The sequence below is a fragment of the Roseibium sp. TrichSKD4 genome (genome assembly GCF_000148725.1).
In the GTDB taxonomy this organism is placed as follows: Bacteria; Pseudomonadota; Alphaproteobacteria; order Rhizobiales; family Stappiaceae; genus Roseibium.
This window is the reverse complement of the sequence record NZ_GL476320.1, coordinates 45,478-72,152: the sequence shown is the minus strand read 5'-3', so window position 1 is coordinate 72,152 and position 26,675 is coordinate 45,478. Positions and strand designations below refer to the sequence as shown.

At 54.5% G+C, this 26,675-nt stretch carries 26 protein-coding genes and 1 pseudogene; 8 read left to right on the top strand and 19 right to left on the bottom strand.

From position 1 onward, the window contains the following. The 5 genes from TRICHSKD4_RS20870 to TRICHSKD4_RS20850 form a co-directional block, all read right to left on the bottom strand. Positions 1–1,056, bottom strand: coding sequence for a class I SAM-dependent methyltransferase (locus TRICHSKD4_RS20870; protein WP_009468939.1), 1,056 nt, complete (start codon positions 1,054–1,056; stop codon positions 1–3). A 64-nt stretch (positions 1,057–1,120) separates the two neighbouring features. Further along, positions 1,121–1,699, bottom strand: coding sequence for a GDYXXLXY domain-containing protein (locus TRICHSKD4_RS20865; RefSeq protein ID WP_009468938.1), 579 nt, complete (start codon positions 1,697–1,699; stop codon positions 1,121–1,123). Continuing rightward, on the bottom strand, positions 1,696–3,054 hold the full coding sequence (locus TRICHSKD4_RS20860; RefSeq protein ID WP_009468937.1) for a DUF2157 domain-containing protein: 1,359 nt from the start codon (positions 3,052–3,054) through the stop codon (positions 1,696–1,698). The genes TRICHSKD4_RS20865 and TRICHSKD4_RS20860 overlap by 4 nt, the downstream gene beginning before the upstream one ends. Positions 3,055–3,156: 102 nt before the next feature. Continuing rightward, the gene (locus TRICHSKD4_RS20855; protein WP_009468936.1) at positions 3,157–3,795 is read right to left on the bottom strand and encodes a bifunctional 2-polyprenyl-6-hydroxyphenol methylase/3-demethylubiquinol 3-O-methyltransferase UbiG; all 639 of its coding nucleotides are present in this window, start codon (positions 3,793–3,795) and stop codon (positions 3,157–3,159) included. 48 nt (positions 3,796–3,843) lie between these two features. Next, positions 3,844–4,185, bottom strand: a complete 342-nt coding sequence (locus TRICHSKD4_RS20850; RefSeq protein WP_009468935.1) for a VOC family protein — start codon at positions 4,183–4,185, stop codon at positions 3,844–3,846. Between the two features lie 217 nt (positions 4,186–4,402). Here TRICHSKD4_RS20850 and TRICHSKD4_RS20845 point away from each other — a divergent pair, with 217 nt between their 5' ends. Both TRICHSKD4_RS20845 and TRICHSKD4_RS20835 read left to right on the top strand, forming a co-directional pair. Beyond that, positions 4,403–4,840 carry a hypothetical protein gene (locus TRICHSKD4_RS20845; RefSeq protein ID WP_009468934.1) on the top strand — a complete coding sequence of 146 codons (438 nt, stop codon included), beginning with the start codon at positions 4,403–4,405 and terminating at the stop codon, positions 4,838–4,840. Between the two features lie 307 nt (positions 4,841–5,147). After that, complete coding sequence (locus TRICHSKD4_RS20835) at positions 5,148–5,717, top strand: hypothetical protein (RefSeq protein ID WP_009468932.1); 570 nt, start codon at positions 5,148–5,150, stop codon at positions 5,715–5,717. Positions 5,718–5,755: 38 nt separating this feature from the next. On the opposite strand, the gene TRICHSKD4_RS20830 is transcribed toward TRICHSKD4_RS20835, so the two are convergent. Continuing rightward, positions 5,756–6,637: a LysR family transcriptional regulator gene (locus tag TRICHSKD4_RS20830; protein ID WP_009468931.1), complete on the bottom strand. Its 882-nt coding sequence runs from the start codon at positions 6,635–6,637 to the stop codon at positions 5,756–5,758. An 84-nt stretch (positions 6,638–6,721) separates the two neighbouring features. On the opposite strand from TRICHSKD4_RS20830, the gene TRICHSKD4_RS20825 reads away from it, so the two are divergent. Further along, positions 6,722–7,483 carry a sulfite exporter TauE/SafE family protein gene (locus TRICHSKD4_RS20825; protein ID WP_009468930.1) on the top strand — a complete coding sequence of 254 codons (762 nt, stop codon included), beginning with the start codon at positions 6,722–6,724 and terminating at the stop codon, positions 7,481–7,483. 15 nt (positions 7,484–7,498) lie between these two features. On the opposite strand, the gene TRICHSKD4_RS20820 is transcribed toward TRICHSKD4_RS20825, so the two are convergent. Next, positions 7,499–8,410 carry an alpha/beta hydrolase gene (locus tag TRICHSKD4_RS20820; RefSeq protein WP_009468929.1) on the bottom strand — a complete coding sequence of 304 codons (912 nt, stop codon included), beginning with the start codon at positions 8,408–8,410 and terminating at the stop codon, positions 7,499–7,501. Positions 8,411–8,744: 334 nt separating this feature from the next. On the opposite strand from TRICHSKD4_RS20820, the gene TRICHSKD4_RS20815 reads away from it, so the two are divergent. Further along, positions 8,745–9,455, top strand: coding sequence for a ParA family protein (locus TRICHSKD4_RS20815; protein ID WP_139052281.1), 711 nt, complete (start codon positions 8,745–8,747; stop codon positions 9,453–9,455). 96 nt (positions 9,456–9,551) lie between these two features. Here the strand turns inward: TRICHSKD4_RS20815 and TRICHSKD4_RS30355 are convergent. Continuing rightward, positions 9,552–9,635: pseudogene (locus TRICHSKD4_RS30355) on the bottom strand (DUF2585 family protein); the annotation flags it as partial. Between the two features lie 188 nt (positions 9,636–9,823). Next, positions 9,824–10,825: an NADH:flavin oxidoreductase gene (locus TRICHSKD4_RS20810; protein WP_009468927.1), complete on the bottom strand. Its 1,002-nt coding sequence runs from the start codon at positions 10,823–10,825 to the stop codon at positions 9,824–9,826. Positions 10,826–11,005: 180 nt separating this feature from the next. Between TRICHSKD4_RS20810 and TRICHSKD4_RS20805 the strand changes: the two genes are divergently transcribed. The 3 genes from TRICHSKD4_RS20805 to TRICHSKD4_RS20795 all read left to right on the top strand — a co-directional run bounded on the left by TRICHSKD4_RS20805 (position 11,006) and on the right by TRICHSKD4_RS20795 (position 14,938). Continuing rightward, a complete protein-coding gene (locus TRICHSKD4_RS20805) occupies positions 11,006–12,358 on the top strand; it encodes an IS1380 family transposase (RefSeq protein WP_009466009.1) in 1,353 nt (450 codons plus the stop codon). Further along, complete coding sequence (locus tag TRICHSKD4_RS32425; RefSeq protein WP_009468926.1) at positions 12,355–12,582, top strand: hypothetical protein; 228 nt, start codon at positions 12,355–12,357, stop codon at positions 12,580–12,582. Before TRICHSKD4_RS20805 ends, TRICHSKD4_RS32425 begins: the two co-directional genes overlap by 4 nt. A 757-nt stretch (positions 12,583–13,339) precedes the next feature. Continuing rightward, positions 13,340–14,938, top strand: a complete 1,599-nt coding sequence (locus TRICHSKD4_RS20795; RefSeq protein WP_009468923.1) for a peptide chain release factor 3 — start codon at positions 13,340–13,342, stop codon at positions 14,936–14,938. 90 nt (positions 14,939–15,028) lie between these two features. Here the strand turns inward: TRICHSKD4_RS20795 and TRICHSKD4_RS20790 are convergent, their stop codons facing one another. The 6 genes from TRICHSKD4_RS20790 to minC form a co-directional block, all read right to left on the bottom strand. Then, a complete protein-coding gene (locus tag TRICHSKD4_RS20790; protein WP_009468922.1) occupies positions 15,029–15,796 on the bottom strand; it encodes an ABC transporter ATP-binding protein in 768 nt (255 codons plus the stop codon). Continuing rightward, positions 15,793–16,851 (bottom strand): iron ABC transporter permease, encoded by a 1,059-nt coding sequence (locus TRICHSKD4_RS20785; protein ID WP_009468921.1) that lies wholly within the window; start codon positions 16,849–16,851, stop codon positions 15,793–15,795. The genes TRICHSKD4_RS20790 and TRICHSKD4_RS20785 overlap by 4 nt, the downstream gene beginning before the upstream one ends. A gap of 62 nt (positions 16,852–16,913) precedes the next feature. Beyond that, positions 16,914–18,065 carry an ABC transporter substrate-binding protein gene (locus tag TRICHSKD4_RS20780; protein WP_009468920.1) on the bottom strand — a complete coding sequence of 384 codons (1,152 nt, stop codon included), beginning with the start codon at positions 18,063–18,065 and terminating at the stop codon, positions 16,914–16,916. Positions 18,066–18,230: 165 nt separating this feature from the next. Next, positions 18,231–18,485, bottom strand: a complete 255-nt coding sequence (gene minE / locus TRICHSKD4_RS20775; RefSeq protein ID WP_009468919.1) for a cell division topological specificity factor MinE — start codon at positions 18,483–18,485, stop codon at positions 18,231–18,233. After that, on the bottom strand, positions 18,482–19,303 hold the full coding sequence (minD, locus tag TRICHSKD4_RS20770) for a septum site-determining protein MinD (protein ID WP_009468918.1): 822 nt from the start codon (positions 19,301–19,303) through the stop codon (positions 18,482–18,484). Before minD ends, minE begins: the two co-directional genes overlap by 4 nt. A 68-nt stretch (positions 19,304–19,371) precedes the next feature. Next, a complete protein-coding gene (minC, locus tag TRICHSKD4_RS20765; protein WP_040617301.1) occupies positions 19,372–20,148 on the bottom strand; it encodes a septum site-determining protein MinC in 777 nt (258 codons plus the stop codon). 431 nt (positions 20,149–20,579) lie between these two features. Between minC and TRICHSKD4_RS20760 the strand changes: the two genes are divergently transcribed. After that, a complete protein-coding gene (locus TRICHSKD4_RS20760; RefSeq protein ID WP_009468916.1) occupies positions 20,580–21,845 on the top strand; it encodes a hypothetical protein in 1,266 nt (421 codons plus the stop codon). Between the two features lie 268 nt (positions 21,846–22,113). Here the strand turns inward: TRICHSKD4_RS20760 and TRICHSKD4_RS20755 are convergent. From TRICHSKD4_RS20755 to TRICHSKD4_RS20735, 4 genes are all read right to left on the bottom strand, one after another. Continuing rightward, a protein-coding gene (locus TRICHSKD4_RS20755; RefSeq protein ID WP_085979641.1) for an IS3 family transposase occupies positions 22,114–23,240 on the bottom strand; the annotation gives its coding sequence in 2 pieces (ribosomal slippage) (positions 22,114–22,976 and positions 22,976–23,240; 1,128 coding nt in all). Between the two features lie 88 nt (positions 23,241–23,328). Further along, positions 23,329–24,678, bottom strand: a complete 1,350-nt coding sequence (locus TRICHSKD4_RS20745) for an IS5 family transposase (RefSeq protein ID WP_009465529.1) — start codon at positions 24,676–24,678, stop codon at positions 23,329–23,331. A gap of 86 nt (positions 24,679–24,764) precedes the next feature. Beyond that, on the bottom strand, positions 24,765–25,223 hold the full coding sequence (locus tag TRICHSKD4_RS20740) for a hypothetical protein (RefSeq protein WP_009468912.1): 459 nt from the start codon (positions 25,221–25,223) through the stop codon (positions 24,765–24,767). Between the two features lie 42 nt (positions 25,224–25,265). Further along, positions 25,266–26,615: an IS5 family transposase gene (locus TRICHSKD4_RS20735; RefSeq protein WP_009465529.1), complete on the bottom strand. Its 1,350-nt coding sequence runs from the start codon at positions 26,613–26,615 to the stop codon at positions 25,266–25,268. Positions 26,616–26,675: the final 60 nt, after the last annotated feature.

The following is a 26,675-nucleotide window of genomic DNA, read 5'->3' as shown; positions in this document are numbered from 1 at the left end:
TTACTTTCCCTTGGCCTTCCCATTACCCTTTATGGCGCGGATGACCTTGTAGCCAACTTCATCAGCCAGCATTTCGGTGCGGGCGAACAGCTCGTTCAAGGTGTGCTCATAAGGAAGGTGGCGGTTGGCAACGAGATAAAGAACGCCGCCGGATCGCAGACCGCCAAAGGCTGCCTTGATGAATCCCTGCCCCACATCCGTCCGGTCCGCCTTGCCCGTCTGGTGAAACGGCGGGTTCATGACGATGAAATCGTAAGGTCCTTCGATGCCCTTGGTCACATCAGACCAGATGCCGGTCAATGTGACCTTGTCGCGGTCGGACGCCAAATTCTCCTGCGCCAGATCAAGCGCGCGCTTTTCCGCCTCATAGAGATCAAGCGCCGTGACTTTCGGAGCCTTTTCCAGAAGATGGCGACTGAGAACACCAAACCCTGCCCCAAGATCCGCACCGCGACCAGAGAGGGTGGCAGGCAGATGATCAATCAATAGGCGGGAGGCTGGATCAATGCGATCCCAGGCGAAAATACCCGGACGGCTGCGCCACGAACCATCCAGAATAGGGCGCGGCGCGTCCAACTGGCTCCATTCCGCCAACAGACTTTGATCCACCGCCTCTGGCTTTACCTCATGCCAGACCACACGGCACTTGTTTTTGGAGAGCTTTTCCGCCCCACCCAATAGGCTGGCGAGATCGGTTTCCAGCGTCTTTGCGCCTTCGGAATTGGGTGCGCAGGCCAGCACCACACCGCCAGGTTTTGCCTTGGAGGCAGCCCGAGCCAGTTGAGCACGCGCTTCCTGCCTCTGACGGGTGGGCAACAACAGCACCAGATCGAAATCTGTCTGATCTGTTTCAGCAACAACGGTCTGCCCTGCCTTTTGAAGTGCATCCCGGTCCGGCGCAAAGCTTTGTTCGCACGTAACCGCAGCAACATCCAGCAAGGCGAGCTCCCGTCCGGCGCGGGCGCGGCAGAACAAGACCCTCGCTTCTTCATCCAGATCAACCTGTCCGGATTCGAGCGGCAGGAACAGCGTTTTCAAAACCGGATCGGTTGGCATGGAGGAGTTGCTTTCAAGCTGGAAACAGGGCGTGAAGCGCTCTTACCCCCGCGCCGGACAAAAATCAAAAGCTGCTATCGGATTCAAACGGTTTTCCGTCAATCAGCAATCGAAGTGGCATGGATCGGCCATCGTCATGGAGAGAGATAACCAGTTTGACCCGCTCACGAGGCAGCTGCTCAATCTCTTTTCCCGCGCCTTCGGGCAGATAAAAGGCATTAAGGCCGTATTTGACGCGCACCGTTTCATTCCATGTCGGCTCGATTTCCCCTTTTAGCGCAAGGGAGCCGGCGTCTTCTCGCGATCGGTGAACCGCTGTTGGCCGGGCAATGTCATCGCTGCCCACCTCCAGTGAGACAAAAACAGTCTCCCCGGATGTCAGGCTGCCATCATTTCCCGGAAGGTCTTTGGGTAAGGTTGCCACTGCCAGATTGAGGATCACGTACTCCCCACGGAGCAGGTCACGCGGGTCAATCGGCACGAGTTCCAGGGTGACCTCCTGCCCTTCCATTTGCACCTGGAGACGATCAACCAATGGCAGAGCGATAAGGCCCAATTGAATAAGGGCAACCAGTCCCCAGCGCAGCCATGGGGATGAGAGGAGACCCGTTGAGACGGCCTGCTTTTGGACGATGCTGTTCATGAGCGCACCTCCTGCCCGCCGCGTTGATCAGGTTTGGCGGCCTGCCTGCGCATGAACTTCATGGCAATAAAGGCGATCACCAAGAGCACCACACCAGCGACAAGGAAAAACAGCGCCTGGCCCAGCAAGGAGCCAACGGTTTCATAAAGCAGCCATAGGCTGACGGCGGCCAGTGCACCATATCCGCCGAGGCTCCAGACCGCATTGCGATAAAGCGTTCCCAACATTACCAGAGCGATGCTTGCGCCCAGCGCCAAGGCAGAAAGCAAAATGATATCTGGAAGGAGCAGAGGCAATAAAACAGCACAAAGGGCAAGGAAGGCTGCCCCGAAGAGCACAAGGGCCTTACTGGTTTTGAACGATAGCAATGCGCCCAGCACTGTTGTTGCAAGAGCTAGAATACCAACCGTCATCGTCGGTGTTGAGGCAAAGCCTTCCAGCAATGTGTGGTCTTCAAGCTCGTCAACGCCCATCAGGGACAGCACGACCATGAGGGCGAGGATCAACAATCCCGTATTTTGCAGGCTCGACATCAAGAGCCAGTGCCCCAGTCTGCGCTGCGGATAAGAGCTGGCCCATTTGATTGCCATGTCGATGATGGCCGGAACCTGCACCATCAAAACCGCAAGACAGGCAAAACCGGTGATCAACATCAGCCATTGCTCATCGGAGTACATGTCCGTTCCGGTGGCAAAATCAGTGATCACACGGCCAAAACTGATGAGTAACAAAGCGGTGGCGAGCCAACGCGACAAGATAAACGGATGTTTCACTGCATGAAAAACAACAGCTGCCAAAAAGGCGATCCCGATCATATTTACCGTCAATGGATCGGATGGAAGTTCCGCTCGGGAGATTTGCCAGCTAATCGCGGCGATGGCGCCGATAATGAGCGAGGCTCGTGAGCCCGTGAGCAAGGCGGCCGCCAGACCGCCGAGACACACCAGAAATGTTCCACCAACCCAATCGGAAGGCAAATGAAAGATCTGACCGACCAAGGCCAGCCCGACGATAAATGTCAGCGAGGCAAAAGCCGTTGCCAGATCCGCCAGTTCCCTTCGCCCTTTTGAGGCACAAAAGGCCGCAAGACCATGAGATGCCAGAACCAGCAGAAATATTCCGGTCAGCTTGACCATTCGCGGAATGCCGTCCCAGTTTGCTGCAACGAAAGCTGCCAAAGCGAGCGCAACACAGACGACACCAATTCCCGCCAGAGCCATTGGCAACCGAGAGCTGCCATCGCCTTTTTCAATATTGGAGAGGATTTGACCAGCACCGGAAGAAGAGACCCAACCGGCCTCCACCCACTGTTCGAGATCCTGTTTCAGTCGTTTGTGATACAAATAATCGAGCATTGGTACGCCAAACCGAAAGTGAAAAGTCTTCGCAAGGTCATCGTGCAAGACTGAGTTGACAATGTGGCGCTCCTCACGCGGATAACAGTCAAGGGTCAGACCCTAGGCTTTTCGAGCAATAATGAAGCGTTGCAGCACCTTTTGACCGAAATTTTGCTCCTCAACGATTTTCAGACCGGCGCTGAGCATCATCTCATCCAGCTCCTTCGCCCCCACCATTTTGACAGGTGGCGCTTTGCCAAAAAGCCTCATGAGGCCAATCAGCGGTACAAACACAAAGGCCAATTGTTTCAGACAAACGGTCTTTGTAATCAGCAAACCACCGGGTCTGAGCTGATTGGCAAGATGCTGCACCATCTGGTCAGGTGCATCGACCAGATGCAGAAAGCTGAAGGCCATCACCGCATCATAAGGTTCGCCATCAGCCGGTGACAGCTCTTCAGAAAACGGGTCCGTACAGACAAAGCGGAGATTGTCCGCTCCATCAGTGGCCCATTTTTCCTCGGCGATTTCAATCATGCGCGGTGCGAAGTCTGCCGCTAGAAAACTCTGCACATGTGGAGCCAGTCTTAATGCGGTAGAGCCAGTACCACACCCCACCTCCAGAACCCTGTCTGTTTTCTTGAGGCATGAGATAACCTGGGCGAGCCAAACCTCATAGGCTTCTGGGTCATCCAAAGGACGCGCGGCATATTTCTCCGCGATCTTGTTCCAGAACGCGGACGAAGTATTTTGTGTCATGAAAAGGCCTTATCGAACGCTTTTGCCAGCAAAAAATAAACTTAGACCTTAACTCTCTGACCAGACAGCCATGGCTGTTCCCCCCGGCTCTTGAAACTCAAACCGTTTGCCGCCGGGAAACTCGAATATCTCCTTGGTAATGGTTCCGCCCGCCTGCTTCACGGCATCTAGCGCTGCTTGAAGATCGTCAGCCCTCAAAACAATCAAGGGGGCTTTCAGCGGTCCGCGCTCAATCCCGCCGCCCATTCCGGCATTTTGGATATCGCGATAATCCGGTCCGTATTGAACAAAATTCCAGCCGAATGCCTTGGAAAAGAAGGTTTCGGTCTGTTCCAGCTCGGGAGAGTAAAACTCGACATAATCAAGCTTGAGATTGGTCGTATCGGTCATGCGGGCGCCCATCATATAAAGTCGTGTTTTGTGACAATGAACCAGTGGTGCCGGAGTCGCTTGCAAAGATCAATCCACTGGTCGTCGGCATCGACCTATTTGGCGATATTGTACAGGATTCACCCATGTCAGCGGCGCTCCCTGTTCGATGCGTCAAAAGCGGCTTTACTCACTCCCATAACTTTTTATAATTTCGCTATTTGGAGATTTTTACATTATGCCTTTACGTGATTTTCTAGCTTTTTCAGTATTAGTTTTGTTTACCGCCTGCGAACAACAGACTGAGATCAGCAATATAAGCGCGACAACTGAAACCTTTAAAAAGCTGCCTTCAATTATGAGGGAGTTTCCTACATGGCGCTCCACTTCAGTTCCCGTTTATGACTTTGAAATGCGGGACGGCGCACGTCGCCCTTCCGGTACGGTACGATATTTCACCGACCTATCCGCGACAGATGTCAGCACCCGCTTTTACTCTCAGGCAGAGCCACTGGGTTGCGCCCTCGATATTCAAACCGAAAAAAGTGCGGAATTTATATGCGCCGATGATCCCGCGCGCAGACTTGAGCTTCATTTGGAAAACGAAAACGGCGCAACTGGTGTGATCGTTCTCTTCGTCCAAACAACACCAGAATTTGAAACCGTTTCATTTTGATAATTTCAGGAGCAAGACATGGGAAGCCGTGCACAAATTGAAAACCGTGTCGGAAACCGCCGAGGCCTTACATATACCTGTAATTGCGGCTGGCTTGATCTTGGGCATATGGACCCATCTTCCGCCCAACCCTTTGTTGGTGCAACCGACCTCTGGCGGCAATTGCGGAATGGAAACACCCAAATGCATTGTCTATATTATCTTCGCTCAGGCGGACAGTTTGCCCCGGCATCCAGCGCCCATTACCTGAGCTGAAGCCAATGGGCAATGCTACCAACCAAACTTCTTCAATCGGTCTTTTGGGGGCATGCAAGGCCCGTTTTTCGGTCAGGGCTATATCGTCAACTACACGCAACAGGTGCCCGGACGTCTCGGATTCCATGGGCGGTATCTGGTGCGCCCCGGTCTTTCCGATCACATCAAGAAGCGCATTGCCCTGACGATCATGTTACGCGTTTCCTTCGCCTTCGAAGACCTGCAGCTGTTTGCCGATTGGTTGGGTGTGGCCAGCGGCAGTGGCTATGCTGCTGATGATCTGACTGCAAACGTCATCGGCCTTTTGATCGCAATGGGAGAGGTCACACTGGAAGAAGCACTTTCTGCATGCCACGAGGTATCAAGGGATGCAGCCCTTCACCTGTGGGACAATCGGGACCGTGGTCTTCACGATCAATATGATCAACCCATCCTGCATTCGGACACGCGCACGCCGTGTGGAACTAACACTGACGGCTCCACGATGATGTGTGACGAATGCTCTGGCCAACCAAAGGCCCCACCATCTTTCCTCACCCGTATCAGGCCGCTCTCCAATGATGAGGCAAGACGGTATTTTGTTGGGTCCACTTCCAACTACGGCCTGCCGAGTCGACCATAGGGCGAGGTTGGTCGGTAGCTGACCGATTTGCCCAGCGCCTATCGCGCATCTTCAAAAAGGTCGCTTAGCCAGTTCCAGACAACCTTGCAGCGCGGGAGGCTGGCCAAGTCCGCATGGACCATAATCCAGACTTCGCGCTCAATATCAGGGGTCGTCCCTTCTTCCTCTAACCGGACAAGGCGCGGATCAGCGTCTGCAAGTAAAGTGGGGAGGACGGATCGTCCGACACCGCGAGCAACAGCTTCCATGGCGCTGTCTGCATCACCGACACGAACACTTGCAAAAGTGCCGCCGACACGTCGCACATGGTCGTGCATCCATTTGACTTGCGGCAGATGTTGCCACGCTTCCTGATGGGTCACCCAAGGCAATTGCGATGCCGGGTCCGCGGCACATGACTTTGCGCAATAGACTGCATGTTTCAGTACGCCCAATCGCTTCGCCTTGACCATCAGCCCGCCAGCCTCCGGTCGGGACAATCTCAGGGCCATATCCGTTTCGCGTTTGCTGAGACTGAGGTTGGTCAAATCCGGATGCAGTTGCAGTTCCAGATCCGGATAAGCTGCGGTCAGCGCAGTTGAATTCGGGATTACCAGCCGGTTGAGCAACATGGGGACCGAGGTCAGGCGTACACAGCCACACACATTTTGACGGCTACCGCTCGCCTCCGCTTCCAGCGACGAAACCTCCAGCTCAATTCGTTCTGCCCGTTCGGCAGCGGCCTGCCCCAAATTTGTCAGCCGGGCGCTCCCATCTGTCCTGCGCTCAATGAGAAGTGCTCCCAACTGCTCTTGCAGTGTGCGGATGCGACGCGAGACGGTTGTTGTGTCAACTCTCAAGACAGCTGCTGCTGCGCCAAATGAGCCATAGCGTTTGACGGCGAGCAGACACCGCAGGTCATTCCAGTTCGTTCCTTGCATTTTTGCAGGCTAGCACGGCATTTTTTCCGCTTCACTTGAAAATATACAAGCCCTATCCCTTTCTGCGTCATTGAAAGGACCTCTATGTTCGCGTCGCTTGCCGCTTTTGCCAATCTCTCGCCGTTTGACCTTGGCCTGTGTCTGGGAGCGGTGTTCCTCGCTGGCATGGTGCGGGGTTTTTCCGGCTTTGGCCTGTCGGCAATTCTGATGGCCAGCATTGTTCTGATCCTGCCACCCATTCAGCTGATCCCTATTTGTTATGTGCTGGAATCCGCTGCCAGTCTCGCCATGTTTCGCGGCGGAGTGCGAGATGCCAATATGCGCTTTGTTTGGTTGCTTGTGCTTGGCTCTGCCATAGGCGTTCCACTTGGACTTTGGGCGACAACATCCATTCCGGCTGAAACATCCAAGATGATCGCCCTGTGCCTGATACTCGGGCTGACACTTCTTCAGTTTCTGAAAATCGCTCCCAAAAACCCGGGCGAAACCACTGGACCTGCCGTAACAGGCGTACTTGCCGGGATCGCGACAGGGCTTGCCTCAGTCGGCGGGATGGTTGTCGCGCTGTTTGTGCTGTCCAGCAACATTCCCGCCAGGGTCATGCGTGCCTCTTTGGTGATGTATCTTTTCGCGGGAATGTTCACCTCCGCCCTGTTTCTCACTCTCTATGATCTGATGACCATGGAGGCGGTCAAGCGCGGAACTGTGCTTATTCCTGCCGTTCTGGCCGGTGTGATGTTCGGGAGTTTCTTATTCCGGCCAAGCCTTTCCCCTTACTATCGCACGGTGTGCTTGACCTTGCTCGGCCTGCTGTCGGTGTCAGGTCTGGCCCGGCTGGCGTTTTAGAGAAAGTCCGCCCACTCAGCTTGCAGCGAACATCCAATTCAGAACCAGCCGCCAATCCGTCATGCGGATGGGTGTGCCGTGAACCCCGGTGTCGAACAGCGTGAACTTGATCGGATAACCCGGCGCGGACTGGCGGATCTTTTTGAAGAAATTGGCCTGCGTCTCCCAATTATAAACGCTGTCCTCGCTGCCGTAGCCCATGTAAATGGGAATGCGGCGCTTGAGCGCTCCAGAAGACAGGAACCCTGGATCGCGTGGTGACCCCAGCAGGAGTATTCCATTTACATTGCGTGCGTACTTGCCGTTTTTCAGCAAATTCCAGCAAATGATGCCACCCATCGACCCGCACGCCACAACCACTTTTGCGCGCGGTGACAGTTGTTTTTGATACCGGATCAACGCATCGATATCTGCCGTGCCTCGAGCGCCAAAGTCTGCAAATTCAGCTGACAGATAAGCCCCACCGTTGCGCACCATCAGGTTTTGAACGCGATTGAAATTACCGCCAAAGCTGACATCATTCATGCCCTGAAAGCGGTTTCCGCCCTGACCGTGAATGTAAATTACCACCGCGTTGGCACCGCCTTGTGCCTTGCCCACACCCATATACCGAATGGTTCGGCCATTGGCTTTCAGCTCATAGCTCTCGCGGCTGCGCTTGGGCTTATAGGACACGTAGTTCCCGAAGACCTCGCGCTGGTCGACTTTGTCCCGATCCCGCAGGTCTCTTTGTTTGGAATATTCAACGACCAGAAAGTCACCGTCATAATGCGTCGCGGTGACGTTCTTATATCCAAACAACCGATCTTTATAAGGCGCGAGCGACTGAGCCAGCGAAGGGGATTGCGCAATCATTATCGTCGACACCGCCAAACAGGTGGCAATTGCAAATTTGAAAGCAGTCTTCAACAAAGCTCGTGCCAACATTCAGCGTCTCCAATTCGTCAGCACAGCCTATGATCAGACTGCCCCATACGCAATCTACCGCTTGCAGTTATGCCCGATGTCTTAACTACCGAATCGCTCAGCTCACACTCTCTCAAGGGAACCGTTAATTCTCACAATGCAACGGTTAACATTCACGGTGTTTGAGCACCATAAATCAAACTAACCCTTCGTAATTTTTTCGATTAAATTCGCCGATACAACGTCTTTTGACATGTTTTTCCCACAATAACTATCGATTAACCAATCGTTAACCAACCACTACCAATGATTGAAATCAAGAAACGCATTTCTACAGGTTGTTCGCCGGGAGGCCATGGTGCCAGTCATTTCATTCGCAAATGCCAAGGGAGGAGCGGGAAAAACCACCGCAGCTCTTTTGCTTGCGACTGAATTGGTCAACCGGGGCAGCACTGTTACGTTGTTCGACGCGGACCCGCAAAAATGGCTGTCCCGCTGGGCCGAACTGCCAAATCTGCCACGCGGCATTACGGTGGTGAGTGAGACCTCCGCCTCCAGCATAGTCAGTCAGATTCAGGATGCGCACGGCTCCACCGACTACATCATCGTGGACCTTGAAGGCACCGAAAACCTGCTGGTGGCCAATGCGGTCTCGATCTCCGACCTTGTCATCGTACCAATTCAAGGCTCTGCAATGGATGCGCGTGGAGGTGCCAAGATCCTCGGGCTCATCAACAAACTGCAGAAAATCGTTCAAAAAGATATCAATCACTGTGTTTTGCTGACCCGAACCAGCCCCTTGGTGAAAACCCGCGCCATGAAAACCGTTCATGACCGGCTGGCAGCCAACGGCGTCAAGGTGCTGATCACTCCGCTTGTCGAACGGGCTGCTTTTCGTGATTTGTTTGATTTTGGTGGCGGCCTCGCGCAGCTACCGGAGGGGGCCGTGTCCAATCTGGATAAGGCCCGCCAAAACGCTGCCGCCTACACGTCAGAAATAAGAAATCTGCTCTTAAGTGCGACCTCAAGACAACGCTGGACCCAAAAACACAAAGCAGCTTCTTGAACCCAAGCAATTTTAAAAACGTGCACTTGCCCCATCGACTAGGCCGGGTCCCACCACCCGGCCCATTTTTTTGGGCTTAAAAAGGCAGCACTCCCCTCACCCGCCCTGCCAGACCTTGATCGCCTCGATTGGGTAGACCAGCATGATGACGTTGAGAGTCAAATTGTCCCGGATCACCCAGAGCGCCAATCTTTAATCGTGTTTCTTGAAAACCTCACCCTGGACGATCAGGAGGAAGACTGACGATCTTCCGTATGTAGCACGCATACATCAACACCGCAGTGTCCGGCATCTCATGATGCAATGATACCGCGGTGAGATTTTTCCGAAATCAGTCTTTCTCGACTGATGTCACAGCAGATATGGGATCAAGCAGCTTCCGATTCAGCTTCGTCCGCCTCCCATTTCCGCTGTCCTTCAACCGTTACCCCATACTTAAACATATCGAACGTGAAGTTCTTCAACGCCCGTCCCTCAGCGACGCGGTTTGGAAGGTCCGGATTCAGCATCGCGGTTTTACCAATTGAGATGAAATCTGCTTGCTCGGAGGAGATCACTTCATTCGCCAAATCGATATCGTGAAGGCCCCCATTTGCAATCACCGGGAGTCCGGTCAGCTCCTTGGCGAAAGCAGTAAGGTTTTCACCGTCTTGTGTGTAACTGTGGACTTTGTAACCACCCTTTTCACTCGCAAGATGGATAAAGTCCGCACCTGCATTGGCGACACCGGAGAAAATGGTTTCTGCATCTGCCAGACCATTCGGCCAAAAATACTTCTGCCTGTTGGCCTTGGCTTGAGACAATCGAACCCCGGTTAGAAATTCCGCACCGGTTGCCGCTTTAACCTTATGTATGATTTCCACCGTCAGTCTCAACCGGTTATCCAGAGAACCTCCGTATCTGTCATCCCTAGTGTTGGTGTCCGCTGTCAGAAATTGATCAAGCAAATAGCCATTGGCGCAGTGGATCTCCACACCATCGAACCCGGCCCTTTCGGCCCGCCGAGCCGCGTCGACAAACCCGGTTCTTATGAAGCCGATTTGCTCCAGAGTCAGTTCCTTTGGAACACCATAAGCCCCCTGTCTGTGGCCATAACCCTGAAGCATTTCGCCGACCGGCCGGATGGGAGATGGTGCCACCGGATTTTCAATTACTTGTGACAACGCGCCCGCATGAATGAGTTGCAGGATAATCTGCCCGCCTTCTGACTTTACGGCAGAAACAACATCTCTCCACCCTTCTTCATGTTTGTCTGTGACGAGGCCAGGCTGATTGGCGTAACACTGCGCCCAGGTATCATCGGTGTAGGCACCTTCAACGATTACCAAACCAAAACCACCCAAAGCGAATCCCGCGTAATATTCTGCCATTTCCGATGTCGCGCCCCCTCCGGTGTCGCACTTGCGCGGGACATCGGCGCAAGGACAAACCGGTTTCCAAGTTCCAGCTTCTTGATCCCGGATTTCCCAAGTAGTCAGCTGATTTAGCTTCTTCTATCCTATTTTTCTCTTTATATTACAGCGTGTTACTTGATGACGGAGGGCTGAAAAATGGCACACCCAACGGGTGCGGGTTCTGAGAGCGATTTTCGGCTGGATTTTGACCCTCGGGTGCGGTTGGAATTCCACGGTTCAAAGATCAGTTCTGATGGCGGTCTTCTGCTTTACCGGGAGCTTGATGACGCCCTTGGCCTTTTCGGCAAAGCGGTTCGGTTCCTTCGGGATACCCGCAAAGGTAAGAATGGCGTTCACACCTTGATGGGCCTGCTGCGCCAATCGATATTTGGTCGCCTTGCGGGCTATGAAGATGTGAATGATGCCGTGCGTCTGTCGCGTGACCCGGTAATGCGCCAGATTATCGGGGGCCGTGCCGTTGACACTCAGGCGGCATCCTCCTCCCAGATGGGCCGCTTTGAGACTGAGGTGCTCGCGACTGCCGCCAACAGGGAAGCCTTGGCCGATATGCCCGGTCAATGGATTGATGCGGTGCATGGTCGCCAAGGACTGAACTACATCACCTTGGACATGGATAGCTCTGTCAGCCCCACCCATGGCGCTCAGGAGGGAACCGCATGGAACGGGCATTTCGGCTGCAACTGCTATCACCCATTGTTCATCTTCAATCAGTTTGGCCACTTGGAACGCTGTGCCCTGCGCAATGGCAGCGTCCACAGCGCGGATGACTGGAAGGCTCTTCTGATACCCGTCATTGCGCGCTATGCAGAGCGCGACATCATGCGCTTCTTTCGCGCTGATGCCGCCTTTGCCATTCCGGAACTTTACGAGACTTTAGAGGCTGAAGGGTACCGCTACGCCATCCGCCTCAAAAAGAACGCTGTGCTGGAAGAGAAGATCAGCCATCAGCTGACCCGCCCCGTGGGACGTCCCTCAAAGACAAAGATCAAGCGCTTCTATGAGGTTTTTGAGTATCAGGCTGCTTCATGGAGCAAGCCCCGTCAGGTGGTTGCCAAGATCGAATGGTATCCCGGTGATCTATTCCCTCGCGTGGGTTTTGTCGTCACCAACTTGCCGATGGAGCCGGAATGGATCATCCGCTTCTACAATCAGCGCGGCACAGCCGAACAGCACATCAAAGAAGGCAAGAACGCCATCACTTGGACCCGCCTGTCCTGCAAGCGGTTCTGTGACAATGAGGTCCGGCTTCAGCTTCACGCATTGGCGTATAACCTTGGTGTCTTCCTGCAAGGGCTAGACCTCCCGGAAGAGGTCGCCGACTGGTCGCTGACAAGTATCCAGAGCCGCCTCATCAAAATCGGGGCAAAGGTCGTACGCCATGCGCGCAAAATCACGTTCCAACTGGCAGAGGTGGCTGTATCAGGCTACGTCTTCGGACGAATCCTCGCCGCAATCCGCGCCCTCAAGCCCCCGCCGAGGCCTGCATGACGCTCCAAACAACGAAACCAACACAAATGCGGCTCCACAGCTGTGTCTTGTCGCAGCCCAAACGGGATAAAGTCCACGAAAAGCTCAAAAACCGCGCTTACGTAACCGTCAAAATCGATAATCGCCCCGACAACGCTGCCGTCAGAGTTGCAAACGTCCGTGAAAACGGTCAACCTCGTCGCAACACACAGTTACTTGGGAAATATCCGTTATACCGCTGCTAATTTGCTTTGTCCTGAAAAGAATTTCCTCTACTCTTGTCTGACAAGCAAAGGACAATTATTTAAAATAGCAATCTATTAAGTCATATTCTTCTGCTATGTCATTCTCAATCAAAAAAGCTCTGCTGCTTGGCCTGAGTGCCGCTGCGTTTTTGTGGGCCTATATTGTCTATGTCATCGGTTTATTCTATCATCCAAGCACCTTCAAAGAGCATTTCATAAATTGCTATTTCTGGGCTTTTACAGCGGTACTTTTGCTGAATTCCGTTTGGTTTCTTCTCACCAAAAGCGAGAGTTCTAAGAGATAGTCCCGCCAGACCAAAATTCATTTCTCAATTTTTGTGGCTATCATCTTGGCATTCCTGATCAGCTCACGGTTTTAAGGATGAGCACCTGCCTGGGATTGTGAGGTTAAGCTCTCCTACCATCAATTTCTTTTCAGAATAATCAGTGCGGAGACCCATCCTTCATCTTACAACCAATGTTACTTTTACCCTTCCAAAAATAAGGCAGTTTGATAAAGGTCGTAATCTCAGTTAGCGCATTCATTTTGTATCTTCGAACGCGGACTGCTGAGTAGCGACGCGGCAGGAATATTGCCTTGCTTGCATCGAACAAGAACTCGCTGGAGTTTTGTCGCATTTCCCACTAATACCTTGCGCCCACGAAACATCAATCCATCCGGCTTGATTTGGTCTTGCGCCCCGGCCCCATCCGGTGTGGTCGCAGCCATGCCGGATAGCGAAATCAGGAGCTTTTCATGTCCGCCAATGGCGCAGCGCCGTATCAGACCCGGCGTACCTTCGCGATCATCTCTCACCCGGATGCCGGTAAGACGACCCTGACCGAAAAGCTGCTCTTGTCGGGCGGCGCGATCCGAGCCGCTGGTCAGGTACGCGCACGCGGGGAACGTCGGCGGGCACGGTCGGACTGGATGAAGATCGAGCAAGAACGCGGCATCTCCGTTTCCTCCTCCGTCATGACCTTTGAGCGGAATGGCATCATCTACAATCTTTTGGATACGCCGGGCCACGAAGACTTTTCCGAAGACACCTACCGCACGCTGACCGCCGTTGACGCCGCCATCATGGTCATCGACGCAGCGAAAGGTATCGAGACCCAAACTCGCAAGCTGTTTGAGGTTTGCCGCCTGCGCGACATTCCGATCATCACTTTCGTGAACAAGATCGACCGGGAAGGCCGTCACGCGCTGGAAATCCTCGACGAGGTGCAGGAAGCGCTGGCGCTGGACGTCTCCCCGATGACATGGCCGGTCGGGATGGGCTCGGATTTCTTCGGCGTTTATGACTGGCAGAACAAGAAGTTCCACACCTCTGATGGCGAGCGCGGCGGCGCTTACACCCAGACTAAAGAGGTCTCGGGGCTGGATGATGCGGCCCTGAGCGATGTCGTCTTCGACCGGATCATAGAAGAGCTGGAAGAAAATGTCGAACTTGGCGCGGAAGGCTATGCCAGCTTCGACAAGGAGAGCTTTCTGGAAGGTCATTTGACGCCGGTGTTCTTCGGCTCCGCCTTGCGTGATTACGGCGTTGAAGAAATCCTCGACTTTATCGCGGCCCACGCCCCTCCCCCGCATTCACAGCCCGCGACTGGCGGCCGTGTGATTGCTCCGGAAGAAGACAAGGTCACCGGCTTTGTCTTCAAGGTGCAGGCCAATATGGACCCGAAGCACCGCGACCGCATTGCCTTCGTGCGCCTGTGCTCCGGCACGTTCAAACGCGGCATGAAGCTGAAGCATGTGCGCGCCAACAAGTCGATTGCCGTTTCCGCGCCAATCTTCTTCTTTGCCGAAGAACGCGAGATTGCCGAAACCGCCTATCCGGGCGACGTGATCGGCGTGCCAAACCACGGCCAGCTGCGCGTGGGTGATACGCTCACTGAAGGTGAGAACATCCACGTGACCGGCCTCCCGGCCTTTGCACCGGAAATCCTGCGCCGGGTCCGTCTTTCCGACACCATGCGCGTGAAACAGATGCGTCAGGGCCTTCAGGATCTGGCGGAAGAAGGCCTTGTGCAGATCTTCAAGCCGGATATCGGTTCCAACTGGATTGTCGGTGTCGTCGGCGTTCTTCAGCTGGATGTTGTCATTGAGCGCTTGAAGCAGGAATACAGCACGGAAATCGGATTTGAAGCGGTGAACCTTTCCACCGCCCGCTGGATCGAAACCGACGCGCAAACGCTGCAAAAGATGATCGAGAACCACCGCATGTCGATCGCCAATGACCGCGACGACCGCCCGGTGTTCCTGTTCAAAAACGCCTGGGAAGTCGGTTACATCACCGAGAAATATCCGGACGTGACCTTCCGCGAAACCCGCGAAATCGTCTACGAGGCTTAAGCTTCCGGCATACTATGGGCCGCCCCGGACCTGATCCGGGACCGCCTACGCATAGGTGAGGCTCCTGCCTTTGCAGGAGCCGCCTTTGGTCTACAATGTTGCATCCACAAACAGGGAACCGCGCTGGGTTGTCTCCAGTGATGTGGTGACACAGTAGGTTTGGCCCAGGGCTTCCAGCGCCAGAACGTCTTCCGGCAACCCGTCCGCCAGCACTCGTCCTTCCCGGATCAGAATCAGTCGGTCACAAAACTGGGCCGCCAGATTAAGATCATGCAGGGCGGCGATGATGATGGTGCCTTGCGCCCGCATTTCGTTTCGCACTGACCCAAGCACGGACAATTGGTGATGCAGGTCCAGCGCGCTTGTTGGCTCGTCCAACAGAACCAGCTGCGGGGAACGAACCAGAGCTTGGGCAACAGCGACCATTTGCGCCTGACCACCGGAAAGATCTGAAATGCCGCGATCGGCCAGATGAGATAGTCGAAGCGTTGTCAGCGTTTGGGAAACGCGGTTCAACTGGTCCGCCTCAACTCGCCAACCGGACGTTTGCTTGAGCGCCAGAAGCACCGCTTCAAAGACGCTCAGCAGCGCGTTACAGCCATAGGCTTGGGGCATATAGGCCACCGCCTGCGCCCGTCGTTTGCGCCCCATTTTAACGATATCCGCCCCCGCCAGATGGATCGCGCCGGCCTTGGGGCGCAGAGCGCCGGAGATCGTCTTGAACAGCGTGGATTTCCCGGCTGCATTTGGGCCAATCAGGCCGACAAAACTGCCGGGTCGAATGGGCTCGATGGAGGCATCGCGCAGAACCGTTTTCGCGCCGTAACCGGCCGAAAGGTTTTCAATTTCAAGGCTCATCCCAACCGCTCCCGCCGTGTTGTCAAAATGATGGAGACAAAGACCGGAACCCCGATCAAGGCGGTGATGATGCCAATGGGATAGATGACCCCCGGCGTCACGGCCTTTGAGATGATTGAGGTCAGCGACATGACCAAAGCGCCAATCAAGGCGGAGAGCGGCAAGAAGAAGCGCTGGTCTTCGCCAACCAGCAACCGGGCGATATGCGGACCGACCAGACCAACAAAACCCACAGCGCCGACAAAGGACACGGCTGTCGCGGCCAAAAGGGAAATGTAAATCAGCATCTCGATGCGAAGGCGCGCGACATCAACACCCATGCTTTCAGCACTCGCCTCGCCCATGCGCAAGGCTGTCATGGCCCAGGTCCGCATCAGGGCGAAGGGTATGGTAACGGCCAATAACACAGCGCCCAGTGCGATCTTATCCCAACTTGCCCGACTGAGTGAGCCCATCATCCAGAACACAATCCGCGAAAGCTGGTCTTCGCTAGCCATATACTGCATCAGCGATAGCAGCGCCGAAAACGTGAAGAAAATAGCGATCCCGAACAGGATCATGGTTTCTGCGCCAACGCCCTTCAAACGCGTTGCCAGCAAGATGATCCCACAGGTGCCAAGGGCAAAGACAAACGAGTTGACCGTCACCAAGAGCCCGCCGATAGCCGGGATAACAGAAACCCCGAGAACAATTGCAAGGGCGGCCCCAAAACTTGCCGCCGCCGAGACACCAAGCGTGAAGGGTTCTGCCAGTGGGTTGTTCAAGATGGTCTGCATCTGAGCGCCAGACACCGCCAGCATCGCTCCGACAATCACGGCCGTTAGCGCGACTGGAATGCGATAATCCCAGACAATGACCTTCAGTCGTGCTCCATGGGCGTACGGGTCGGCCAGCACTTCGGCGATGGTTTGAAGAGAATAGCCGCCGGGGCCGGTGGCTGTATCCAGAATAAAGCTCAAGATCAGGCACAGCGCGACAGCGAGAAGTGTCACCATGCGCTTGCGGGTGAGGCTTGAGTAGCCAAGACGCAATGTCTCGGCAGGAACGTCAGTCATGATCGCCTCCGAAAGGAAAACGCGGACGTGCCCCGCCCGCGTTTGATGGGATTGAAGGGGGATCAGCTGCCGCTGTTCAATGTCGCCAGAAACACGCCAGAGAAGTCGATGGGAAGGAACTTGTCGTGAATGTCCTTCATCGTCTCATCCGGGTTGAGATCCTGAAACGCGTTGGGGTGCAGCCATTTGGCAAAAGCCTGAACCGCAACGAAGTGATAGGGGCTCTTGTAGAACTGATGGTAGACGCTGTGGAAACGGCCATCCTTGACAGCTTTCAGCTCGTTCCAACCTTCCCGGTTCGCAAGTGCCGACAGTCTATCCTGAACAGCTTCCGGCGTAGCGTCATAACCAAAGGGCACGGCTGTGGTGTCCGGTTTGGCTTCGGCCCAGTTCGCTCCAGTGCCGATTATGACATCCGGATCATCGGCAAACACGGCTTCCAGACTGACATTACCGCCATATCCGGGAAACTTGCTTGAGCCCCAATTCAGGCCGCCGGAAAGTTCGACCAAGCGGCCAAGATTGGCAGATCCAAAGGTGCTGCAGCACTTGTTGGGATTGTATCCGGCGGCGCGCTCAATGAAAACGGTCGGACGATCTTTGGTCTTGATCTCCTGCACCTTCCCATAAACGCTCTTCATTTGAGCATTATAGAAGTCCGTAAACTCGTCCGCACGATCCCGCTGATCCAGAATACGGCCAAGAATTTGCAGCGATGGGATGGTGTTTTGTGTCGGCTCTTGCCGGAAGTCGATGAAGACGGTCGCAATTCCCGCTTCGTCCAGCTTTTCAATGATGCCGCTTTCCTCAGCTCTCAACAAATTGCCGAGGTTCATGAAAACGACCTCGGCCCCAGCGGCGACAACCGCCTCCAGGTTCCATTCGCCAGAATAAGGACTTCCCAAACGCAGAATATCAGTCGATTTCGGGAACTTGGCTTCGTATTTACGCCAGGCGTCCGGATCATAAAGGATCATGTCGTTCTTCCAGCCGACAACTCGTTTGAACGGGTCTTCGCGGTCCAGAAGGGCGATGGAATAGATCATGCGACCTTCGCCAAGAACGATGGCAGATGGGTTCTTCTCCACCTCCACAGTTCGTCCGGCGATGTCGGTGATGGTAATGGTCTCTGCAGAAGCGTACGGGGCTGACGCGCTAAAGGCGATGGCTGCGACGGCAAGACAGAAACCGCGTGTCAAATATTTGACAAACATGGGTTTCTCCTGTGTGCGCATGAGGTGTGTTCCTGATGCTGCGCGCAGCCTATTTAACTTGAGTATTATATTCAAGTTTATTTTTGAAAAATCTGACGGCTCCTCTTGAAACGAAAAAACCGGCCACGTGGGCCGGTTCTTTATGTTCAGGTTTTAGAAAAAACTTCAGGCGCTGCGGGGCAGCTCAATATCGATGCCGAGGGTCGTCGTGTCGCCAGAGCGGTCCATTTCCAGATGCACGGCGTCCGCATCGATCTCGATCCGCTTCTTGACCACTTCCAGAATGTCCTCACGTAGAGAGGAAATCAGGGCCGCATCCGCGCCATCATTCCCCCGCTCATGCGCCAAGAGAATCTTGAGGCGGCTTTTCGCCACGGATGCACTCGGCTCTTTCCTTGCGAAAAAGCTCAAGATGTTCATGCAGCCCTCCCCTTGAAGAGTTTGCCAAAGAAGCCTCTCTTTTCGCTCGGGATTGTGACGGGCAAGTCTTCTCCGAGCAGACGTTGCACCGCCTCGGAATAGGCCCGCGACGGCGGACAGTCCTCATCCGCCATGGTCACTGGCATACCAACATTGGAGGCCTTGAGCACATCCTTGCTTTCCGGCACTACCCCGATGAGCGGAACAGAGAGAATGTCAACGACGTCATCCACGCTGAGCATATCGCCAAGCCGCGCCCGGTCCGTGTCAAAGCGGGTGATCAAAAGGTGCTTTGGCATACGCTCACCGCGCTCGGCGACCACAGTCTTGGCATCGAGAAGCCCGATAATCCGATCACAGTCACGCACGGAAGACACTTCCGGATTGGAAACGATAATGGCCTCGTCCGCATAGCGCATGGCCAAGGTGGCTCCACGCTCGATACCCGCCGGGCTGTCGCAGATGATCCAATCAAAATACATGCGCAGCTCGTTGATGACGTTGGCAACGCCTTCATCGGTCAGCGCATCCTTGTCGCGGGTTTGGGACGCAGGCAGCAAGTACAGATTGTCCAGCCGCTTGTCGCGAACCAGAGCCTGTTTGATAGAGGCTTCGCCGCGGACGACATTCACCAGATCGAACACGACCCGGCGTTCTGCGCCCATGATCAGATCGAGGTTCCGCAGCCCGACATCAAAGTCGATGGCGCAGACTTGATAGCCCTGCTTGGCAAGCGCCGTGGCGAGGGCAGCAGCGGATGTGGTCTTTCCCACCCCTCCTTTACCGGAGGTCACAACGACGACTGTGGCGTTGCTCATGGTCAGTTCCTATTCTTTCTCATACCGGCCTTTATGCGAGGTGGATCGCGCTCCACCCCGGCACTCCCTCAGCCGAGTTTCTCAAAAATGAGCGCTTCCTTTTCGCACCGGATATGCGCGGGTTCATTCATGACGGTCTCGTCAAAATCATCAGCGACCTTGTAAAGGCCATTAATGGAGACGAGTTCCGCGTCCAGCTTGGTGCAATAAATGCGGGCATCGTCATCACCCGCAACGCCTGCAAGCGCTCTCCCCCTCAAAGCTCCGTAAATATGGATCGATCCCCCGGCGATCACTTCCGCACCCGAGCTTACAGCCCCGATCACGGTGACATCGCCCTCCGGATGCATGATCCGCTGGCCAGAGCGAACCGGCTCTGAAACAACCAGTGCCTTCGGCTCGTTCTCCCGGTCACTTTTGGCAGACTGTGTCCCGTTGGCCGCTTTCTTTTCAGCTGCATCCTTAGGCTCAGCAGAGGACGCGACATTTGAAGCGCCCTGCTTTTCGTCCTTGTCTGCGGGCGCTGCTGCAGCCTGCGCATCCGGCACTTCAACATCGGAAGTCAAACGGCCTCCGGAAAAACTCGGTGGCATACCGGGTTTCAGCCGAGTACCGGCCACGCCGTCAATTCCCATCACGCGAACAGACCGCTCAGCCAAACCGGCCAAAACGGTTTCCAGATCTTCTATCGCAATCCGTTGACCGCGAACATCCAGAATAATCGGGCGATCAATGAAGAAGCCGGGCGAGCGCGAGATAATCCTGTCGATCTCGCCGAACCAGTCCGCGAACGGCTGTTCCGGTGTCAGGACAATTGCTATGAAGGATTTTCCCTTGAATTTCATTCCGGTCTGCAGAGCTCGCAAATCAATGGACGACTCTGCAAATTTACCACCTATTAACCCGCCCTTCTCCCTCACAAACGGTTTTCCACCGATATCAAAAGGATACCGCGGTTTTCAGCGGGTTAGAGCTTATCCAGAACACTCGACTGGCTTCCTACCTCATCGCTTTGATGTAGGTAACTTTACGGAATTATTGTTTCTTATTGAAAGTATCCGTAGTTCCAATTTCAGTTCTCCGGGCGCAATTGACAGGATACCACTTGCCTGATGGGGACTTTCAGAAAAGAGCGGCGTCTGGATCATGGTTCATTTGCTTGAGAGGCAATGCTCCATGAAGACTGCGCTCGGGAAACAACAATAAGCCGTGACTGTTACACTCGGCCGTTTCGAAACTCCTGTCAGGTCAGTCGATAACCTTCGGGAGAAACCGAATGACTTCCTTATCTCTGCGAGTAGCCGGGGCTCTTCTCTGCACAACTCTCCTTGGCTCTGCCGCTTCGCACGCTGCAACCTTCTATAGTGTTTCCAACAAGGCGGACAGCAACACCGTTGTGGCCTACACATCCGGTTCTGACGGCTCTTTTTCTATCCTTGGCGAATACAAGACTGGCGGCACAGGTACTGGTGATCTGGAAATTCCCGCCCTTAAAAAAGACCCGAACCACCCGCTGCTCAACGGTGACGACCCGCTTATTTCTGCAAACTCAATCGAGCGGACTGAAGATGGCAAACATCTGATTGTCGTCAATCCGGGCGATGCCACCATCTCGCTTTTGAAGGTTGCCGAAGACGGCGCCCTTGCAGCAGTGAACTCCGTCAAAGCCAGCGACAAGTTCCCGATCTCCATCGCGATTAATGGCAGCAAAGTTGTTGTGGCCAGCGTTGGTAAAGACAATGGTTCCGGCAGCATCGGTGCTTTTGAACTGAAAGACGGCGAACTCGTTGCAGTTGAGGGCTCCCGCCGTGACCTGATGGCTCGCCCATCGACCATTCGCTTCAGCTCCGATGGCAACCACGTCATCGTGAACGAATTGGTGACTGGAAAAATTCACGCGTTTGCCCACGATGGCAAAACCCTGTCCGAGAAGCCGGTATCAACTGTCAATTCTCCGGTAAGCGAAGGCCGCTTTCAGGCAATTCCGGTCGGTTTCACAATCACGCAGCGTGGCGATAAGGACATCGTTCTGATGTCTGAGGCCCGTTTCCTGACGCCAGACTTCATGCTGCGCCCTGGTAGCGGCGAAGTTCTTCAAAGCCCGGGTTTCAGCTGGCAGACCAGCTCCCTGTCAACCTACAGCCTGACCAAGGATGGCCAACTGGAACTGATCTCTGGTGACGTTCTAACCGGCTATAACGGCATTGAAGGCGGTGAGCTTTCAAACTGCTGGGTGGTTCTCTCCAAGGATGGCAACACTCTTTGGTCCATCAACCCACTTTCCAGCTCCTACAGCTCCTTCGATATTGCTGAGGATGGTTTTGCTCGTTTGAACCAGGCACAAGCACTGAAGCTCCGTCCTGAGACCCTGTTCTTCGGCGATGCAACACTGAGCCCAGACGGAGATCAGATCTATCAGTTGATCAGCAACACCGGTCAGGTGATGGTGATTAACATCAACGAGAACAATGTACTGCAACCGACCCAAATGCTTGGCGGTCTGCCAGAACTGGGTTCCTATGGCATGGTTGCGATCGACTAATCATCGCTCTCATTCGCACAACATAGAAACGCCCCGGTGCCTACAGTCACCGGGGCGTTTTTGCTGAGGACCGAATAGCCTTCTCGCGTTATTTCATCAGCGCTTAAGCGAAAACATTCCGGCCCAAACGCGATCTTTCCTGACCAACGCATGATAGAACGCTCCAAGAATATGAAGCGCCAGCAGATAGGCCATGAGTTCAACCAAGACCTTGTGTTTATCCAGCAGCCAATATGTCGTGCCCCCATTGAGTGGTCCGGTTTAATTGTTAGTGCATCGTGGGCCTCTGGTCCATTGGCACGATGCTTTCGGGCGCGGGCGGACGATAGCCCAATGAGCTATGCGGCCTGACCGTGTTGTAGTGAATGCGCCATTGTTCGATCAGGATTTGAGCTTCCCGCAGGGTGTAGAACAACTCGCCATCAAGGAGTTCGTCCCGGAACCGAGCGTTGAAGCTTTCACAGTATCCGTTTTCCCAGGGTGATCCGGGCTCGATATAGGCCGTTTTCGCCCCGACTGCTGCGATCCAGTCCCGCACCTTCTGAGCGATAAATTCGGGTCCGTTGTCTGACCTAATATACTCCGGTGGCCCCCGCAGGATGAACAGGTCAGTCAATGCATCCAGCACGTCCGTGGAGTTGAGCTTGCGATCGATGCGGATCATGAGCGCCTCCCTTGTGTATTCATCAATGATGTTCAGCGTCCGATAGACACGCCCATCAGCCGTGTGATCCTGGACGAAGTCATAGGACCAGACATGGTTCGGTCGTTCTGGCCGCAGGCGGACGCAAGAGCCATCGTTCAGCCAGAGCCGCCCCTTTTTCTTGTGCTTTTGTGGGACCTTCAGCCCTTCACGTCGCCAGATGCGTTCCACACGCTTGTGGTTCACACACCAGCCCGCATTGTTCAGCAGACCCGTCACCATGCGATATCCATAGCGCCCGTATTGGTCAGCCAGTTCGATGATGTCGCCGGTTAGACGCTCTTCATCGGCGCGGCCTTGCGGGACCTTTCGTTGCGTGGATCGATGCTGCCCAAGTGTACGGCAGGCGCGGCGCTCAGACACGCCAAGCTCCTGCCGCACATGGTCGATGCACTTGCGACGACGCGAAGGGCTCAGAAGTTTCCCTTCGCTGCTTCGCTCAAAATGAGTTTGTCCAAAGTCAAATCAGACACCGCACGTCTGAGCCGCTGGTTCTCTTTCTCCAAATCCTTCAGACGCGTAAGCTGTGATCGCTGCATCCCACCATACAGCTTCCGCCACCGATAGAATGTCTGCTGCGTCACACCAATCTGGCGAACCGCTTCGGCAATCGTCGCTCCCTGTCCTTGCAAAACTTCAACCTGCCGAAGCTTCGATACAATCTCTTCGGGCTTCTCTCTTTTCCCAGCCATCGCTGATCCTCCAATTTGAGGGATAAACTATCCCAGTTGGTGGACCACTTTCAGGGGGCTATTCCAAATAGTCCGCCCTGAACAACGTCTAAGCCATTGATGTTGCGCGTGGCCGAAGCAATACGCAAATATTCGATTTGACCGGTTTGGGGATGGGGTTTGTGATCCAGAGCAGCAAAATGATCAGTGCATTGAGGATCAGACGCAGGTTATGACCGGCTGCGGCCAGCAGGGCGTTGATGGCATCGCCATTTTTGCCATTGAGGAAGTTCCGGTCAAGTCGTCCATCTGTTTTCATGTGGCCGATGGTGGCCTCGATCGCTGATCGTCGTTTCAGCTCACGCTTCATCTGTGCCGTCAGCCCGCGCTTCTGGCCGGAGATCATGACCTTGGCGTCGCCCTCATAATCATGCCCCCGATAGCCACGGTCCACATAGACACGCTCAGCTTTGGTGCCGCAGACTTTCTCAGCCTGACTGATGGTGTCATTCAAGGTGTGCCCATCATAGGGATTGCCCTCAAAAGCCCTCGCCGCAAGAACCAATCCTTCCCGATTGGTCGTGGCAATGCCAACCTTGGCCCCGAACTCGTAAGGTGTTCGCGCCTTGCCCTTGGCAATACAGGCCACTTCCGGCGCATGCATGGAATAAATCTTGTTTTTGTCCTTGGGGGTCTGGGCCAGAAGCCGCTCCACCAGTCCCAGCAGACGGGAGAACCGGTGCTCAAGACCTTCGTTGCCTGCGATCTTGCGGGAGATGTCGCGATAGACCCGGCCCAGATAGGTCTTCAGCTTTTTGAGTTCCCGGCGCATCCGCTTGAACTGTTTGGCATGGGCATAACGGCCCGCCATCAAGGCCGCCTTTTTGGCAACTCTGGTATGGCTGCGACGCAAGATGATGCCGGCCCTCTTGGCCTGGCGCACCAGAAGCTGCAAGGCCTTGTGATAAAGACGGCTATCGGTGGGATGGGCAATGGCTTTGGGTTGAACGGTCGTATCAACCAAGACCCGCTCAAGGCTGCTCTTCTTGATCGTCCCGCTCTCAATCGCAACACCTACCGTAGCAGAAAGAAGCTTTTCCATTCCCTCAGGACCAATCCGTTTGCGCCAGCGGGTCATGGTTGAGGGATCAATGGGGAATTGGTGCTGGAAAAACTCAAAACCGCAGAAAGACTGCCAGTAGGGGTTTTCAACCCAACGCTCAACCGTCTCTTCATCGGAAAGATCGTACATGTGCTTGAGAAAGTGCAGCCCGGCCATCAGACGCGTTGGTTTGGCCGGTCGTCCCAAGGGGCGATAATGCCTGCCGAACTCCGCATCAAATTCATCCCAAGGCATCAGACCAGACAGCCGCACCAACGAATGGTTCATATCGATGATTGCGGCCAGGCGTTCCTTGAACAGATCGCCACACCGTTTGTTGCGTTTTGAAGGTCTCATGAGAATATGCCAGAAAATGCGTGCTTCGGATCAACTAACCGGCATATTCACACATCCAAAACCCAATGGGTATCCATACTCTTCAATCAGTTAAGGGGTTTTTCAGCGCGAACCAAATAGGCGAAATCTGTTGTTGGATGAGCGACCAGATTAAACGGGGAAACAAGAACGTATAACTCATCCCATCTCCCTTCTTGGCCGCGCGCCAACCATGGAAGCAGCGGAATAAGAAATCCAATGATCAACAGACCCGCGTGATAAAGCCCCAGCCAAGTTAACCGGACATCCGCGTGACCGTTCGCTGCGTTTCTTATAGCACCAACACTCCACACCCCCATCCATAACAATGCCAAGACGCCCGCGAGCACACCGGCCAAGCGATGAATATTGAACAGAAGGTCGCGAGTTCGGATCAGCATGCTTGTATCGAAGTCAAAGGCAAAAATGCCCGCGCCATAGGCAATCGCCATGGTGAACAGGAGGCCAAAATGAATAAAGCGGACAGCCAGAGACCGGCCATCCGCTTGTGTTTGTCGTTCTGCCATGTTCAGCGCATCTAAGCTTATTGCGTCCGCCCTGAACAACGTCTAAGCCATTGATGTTGCGCGTGGCCGAAGCAATACGCAAATATTCGATTTGACCGGTTTGGGGATGGGGTTTGTGATCCAGAGCAGCAAAATGATCAGTGCATTGAGGATCAGACGCAGGTTATGACCGGCTGCGGCCAGCAGGGCGTTGATGGCATCGCCATTTTTGCCATTGAGGAAGTTCCGGTCAAGTCGTCCATCTGTTTTCATGTGGCCGATGGTGGCCTCGATCGCTGATCGTCGTTTCAGCTCACGCTTCATCTGTGCCGTCAGCCCGCGCTTCTGGCCGGAGATCATGACCTTGGCGTCGCCCTCATAATCATGCCCCCGATAGCCACGGTCCACATAGACACGCTCAGCTTTGGTGCCGCAGACTTTCTCAGCCTGACTGATGGTGTCATTCAAGGTGTGCCCATCATAGGGATTGCCCTCAAAAGCCCTCGCCGCAAGAACCAATCCTTCCCGATTGGTCGTGGCAATGCCAACCTTGGCCCCGAACTCGTAAGGTGTTCGCGCCTTGCCCTTGGCAATACAGGCCACTTCCGGCGCATGCATGGAATAAATCTTGTTTTTGTCCTTGGGGGTCTGGGCCAGAAGCCGCTCCACCAGTCCCAGCAGACGGGAGAACCGGTGCTCAAGACCTTCGTTGCCTGCGATCTTGCGGGAGATGTCGCGATAGACCCGGCCCAGATAGGTCTTCAGCTTTTTGAGTTCCCGGCGCATCCGCTTGAACTGTTTGGCATGGGCATAACGGCCCGCCATCAAGGCCGCCTTTTTGGCAACTCTGGTATGGCTGCGACGCAAGATGATGCCGGCCCTCTTGGCCTGGCGCACCAGAAGCTGCAAGGCCTTGTGATAAAGACGGCTATCGGTGGGATGGGCAATGGCTTTGGGTTGAACGGTCGTATCAACCAAGACCCGCTCAAGGCTGCTCTTCTTGATCGTCCCGCTCTCAATCGCAACACCTACCGTAGCAGAAAGAAGCTTTTCCATTCCCTCAGGACCAATCCGTTTGCGCCAGCGGGTCATGGTTGAGGGATCAATGGGGAATTGGTGCTGGAAAAACTCAAAACCGCAGAAAGACTGCCAGTAGGGGTTTTCAACCCAACGCTCAACCGTCTCTTCATCGGAAAGATCGTACATGTGCTTGAGAAAGTGCAGCCCGGCCATCAGACGCGTTGGTTTGGCCGGTCGTCCCAAGGGGCGATAATGCCTGCCGAACTCCGCATCAAATTCATCCCAAGGCATCAGACCAGACAGCCGCACCAACGAATGGTTCATATCGATGATTGCGGCCAGGCGTTCCTTGAACAGATCGCCACACCGTTTGTTGCGTTTTGAAGGTCTCATGAGAATATGCCAGAAAATGCGTGCTTCGGATCAACTAACCGGCATATTCACACATCCAAA

Bases quoted from the DNA above. Each gene is read 5' to 3' on its own strand.
- TRICHSKD4_RS20870 (WP_009468939.1), bottom strand. From the start codon at position 1,056: ATGCCAACCGATCCGGTTTTGAAAACGCTGTTCCTGCCGCTCGAATCC.
- TRICHSKD4_RS20865 (WP_009468938.1), bottom strand. From the start codon at position 1,699: ATGAACAGCATCGTCCAAAAGCAGGCCGTCTCAACGGGTCTCCTCTCA.
- TRICHSKD4_RS20860 (WP_009468937.1), bottom strand. From the start codon at position 3,054: ATGCTCGATTATTTGTATCACAAACGACTGAAACAGGATCTCGAACAG.
- TRICHSKD4_RS20855 (WP_009468936.1), bottom strand. From the start codon at position 3,795: ATGACACAAAATACTTCGTCCGCGTTCTGGAACAAGATCGCGGAGAAA.
- TRICHSKD4_RS20850 (WP_009468935.1), bottom strand. From the start codon at position 4,185: ATGACCGATACGACCAATCTCAAGCTTGATTATGTCGAGTTTTACTCT.
- TRICHSKD4_RS20845 (WP_009468934.1), top strand. From the start codon at position 4,403: ATGCCTTTACGTGATTTTCTAGCTTTTTCAGTATTAGTTTTGTTTACC.
- TRICHSKD4_RS20835 (WP_009468932.1), top strand. From the start codon at position 5,148: ATGCAAGGCCCGTTTTTCGGTCAGGGCTATATCGTCAACTACACGCAA.
- TRICHSKD4_RS20830 (WP_009468931.1), bottom strand. From the start codon at position 6,637: ATGCAAGGAACGAACTGGAATGACCTGCGGTGTCTGCTCGCCGTCAAA.
- TRICHSKD4_RS20825 (WP_009468930.1), top strand. From the start codon at position 6,722: ATGTTCGCGTCGCTTGCCGCTTTTGCCAATCTCTCGCCGTTTGACCTT.
- TRICHSKD4_RS20820 (WP_009468929.1), bottom strand. From the start codon at position 8,410: ATGTTGGCACGAGCTTTGTTGAAGACTGCTTTCAAATTTGCAATTGCC.
- TRICHSKD4_RS20815 (WP_139052281.1), top strand. From the start codon at position 8,745: ATGGTGCCAGTCATTTCATTCGCAAATGCCAAGGGAGGAGCGGGAAAA.
- TRICHSKD4_RS20810 (WP_009468927.1), bottom strand. From the start codon at position 10,825: ATGGCAGAATATTACGCGGGATTCGCTTTGGGTGGTTTTGGTTTGGTA.
- TRICHSKD4_RS20805 (WP_009466009.1), top strand. From the start codon at position 11,006: ATGGCACACCCAACGGGTGCGGGTTCTGAGAGCGATTTTCGGCTGGAT.
- TRICHSKD4_RS32425 (WP_009468926.1), top strand. From the start codon at position 12,355: ATGACGCTCCAAACAACGAAACCAACACAAATGCGGCTCCACAGCTGT.
- TRICHSKD4_RS20795 (WP_009468923.1), top strand. From the start codon at position 13,340: ATGTCCGCCAATGGCGCAGCGCCGTATCAGACCCGGCGTACCTTCGCG.
- TRICHSKD4_RS20790 (WP_009468922.1), bottom strand. From the start codon at position 15,796: ATGAGCCTTGAAATTGAAAACCTTTCGGCCGGTTACGGCGCGAAAACG.
- TRICHSKD4_RS20785 (WP_009468921.1), bottom strand. From the start codon at position 16,851: ATGACTGACGTTCCTGCCGAGACATTGCGTCTTGGCTACTCAAGCCTC.
- TRICHSKD4_RS20780 (WP_009468920.1), bottom strand. From the start codon at position 18,065: ATGTTTGTCAAATATTTGACACGCGGTTTCTGTCTTGCCGTCGCAGCC.
- minE (WP_009468919.1), bottom strand. From the start codon at position 18,485: ATGAACATCTTGAGCTTTTTCGCAAGGAAAGAGCCGAGTGCATCCGTG.
- minD (WP_009468918.1), bottom strand. From the start codon at position 19,303: ATGAGCAACGCCACAGTCGTCGTTGTGACCTCCGGTAAAGGAGGGGTG.
- minC (WP_040617301.1), bottom strand. From the start codon at position 20,148: ATGAAATTCAAGGGAAAATCCTTCATAGCAATTGTCCTGACACCGGAA.
- TRICHSKD4_RS20760 (WP_009468916.1), top strand. From the start codon at position 20,580: ATGACTTCCTTATCTCTGCGAGTAGCCGGGGCTCTTCTCTGCACAACT.
- TRICHSKD4_RS20745 (WP_009465529.1), bottom strand. From the start codon at position 24,678: ATGAGACCTTCAAAACGCAACAAACGGTGTGGCGATCTGTTCAAGGAA.
- TRICHSKD4_RS20740 (WP_009468912.1), bottom strand. From the start codon at position 25,223: ATGGCAGAACGACAAACACAAGCGGATGGCCGGTCTCTGGCTGTCCGC.
- TRICHSKD4_RS20735 (WP_009465529.1), bottom strand. From the start codon at position 26,615: ATGAGACCTTCAAAACGCAACAAACGGTGTGGCGATCTGTTCAAGGAA.